Annotated in this window: 2 protein-coding genes; both read right to left on the bottom strand. The window is 56.4% G+C overall.

The features are described 5' to 3' along the window. Nucleotides 1-154, bottom strand: a 154-nt coding sequence (locus tag ACQKP2_RS32995) for an ABC transporter permease subunit (RefSeq protein WP_427582401.1), incomplete at its 3' end; no start/stop codon positions are given. 233 nt (nt 155-387) lie between these two features. After that, nucleotides 388-1209: ABC transporter substrate-binding protein (locus ACQKP2_RS32990; RefSeq protein WP_427582400.1), on the bottom strand; the 822-nt coding region annotated here is incomplete at its 5' end.

Raw genomic sequence — 1209 nt, 5'->3', positions numbered from 1 at the left:
AGGAAGCGTGTATCATGTATACCTCGCCGTGGGCGAAGTTGATCATTCCAATGATGCCGTAAACCATCGTATAGCCGATGGCGATCAGGGCATACGTGCTGCCAATGGTCAGACCATTAACCAGCTGCTGGAAGAAGTGATAGATGTCAGGCATTACAGCGCTCCTAAAAACCTGATACGCATTTCACTGGTGGAGTCATTTTCCCGCCCGAGTCCCATGGATCTGCACCCACTTCGAATTCGAGGTTTGCCAGCGAACCGCTGATGACGGTTTTGAGATTTTCAGGTGGGAAGACTAGCGGATCACGCCAGCGCGGCCCAATTACGTTCGTAAAACAAAGCCCACGGCACGCCGTGGGCTTTGTTGGCAGTCAGTCAGGCAGGGCCTTACTGAGGCGAAGCTTCAGTTTTAGGCTTGCCGAAGTGCCACTCGTAAACCACGAACTTGAAGGCTTTCAGGTCGCCTTTTTCGTCGAAGCTCAGGTCGCCGGTCGGGGTTTTGAAGGTGCCTGCGTGAATGGCGGCAGCCACTTTGGCAGTGTCTTCGCTCTTGGCGGCAGCGATACCGCCGGCGATGACTTCAACAGCCGAGTAGGCCGGGAACACGAACGGGCCACTTGGGTCTTCTTTCTTGGCTTTGAACGCGTCAGCCAGGGCGACGTTGGCCGGATCCTGGTCGAAGGATTTCGGCAGGGTTACCAGCAGGCCTTCGGAAGCGTCCTTGGCGATCTGCGAAATGGAGTCGTTACCCACGCCTTCCGGACCCATGAAGCGGGCTTTCAGGCCTTTTTCCTGGGATTGACGCAGGATCAGGCCCAGCTCCGGGTGGTAGCCGCCGTAGTAGACGAAGTCGACGTTGGCTTGCTTGAGCTTGGCGATGATCGAGGAGAAGTCCTTGTCGCCGGCGTTGATGCCTTCGAACACGGCAACCTTGACGTTTTTGCCTTCCAGGGTTTTCTTCACGGCGGTGGCGATGCCTTCACCGTATTGCTGTTTGTCGTGCAGGACAGCAACGATTTTCGGTTTTACGTGATCGGCAATGTAGTTACCGGCGGCAGGGCCCTGGGCGCTGTCCAGACCGATGGTACGGAAGACCATTTTGTAACCACGGTTGGTGATGTCCGGGCTGGTGGCAGCCGGGGTGATCATGATCACGCCTTCGTCTTCGTAGATGTCCGAAGCCGGTTGAGTGGAGCTGGAGATGTGGGA

It is taken from the genome of Pseudomonas sp. NPDC089569, from assembly GCF_050280625.1.
Lineage (GTDB): Bacteria > Pseudomonadota > Gammaproteobacteria > Pseudomonadales > Pseudomonadaceae > Aquipseudomonas.
This window is presented reverse-complemented; position numbering and strand designations above follow the sequence as displayed.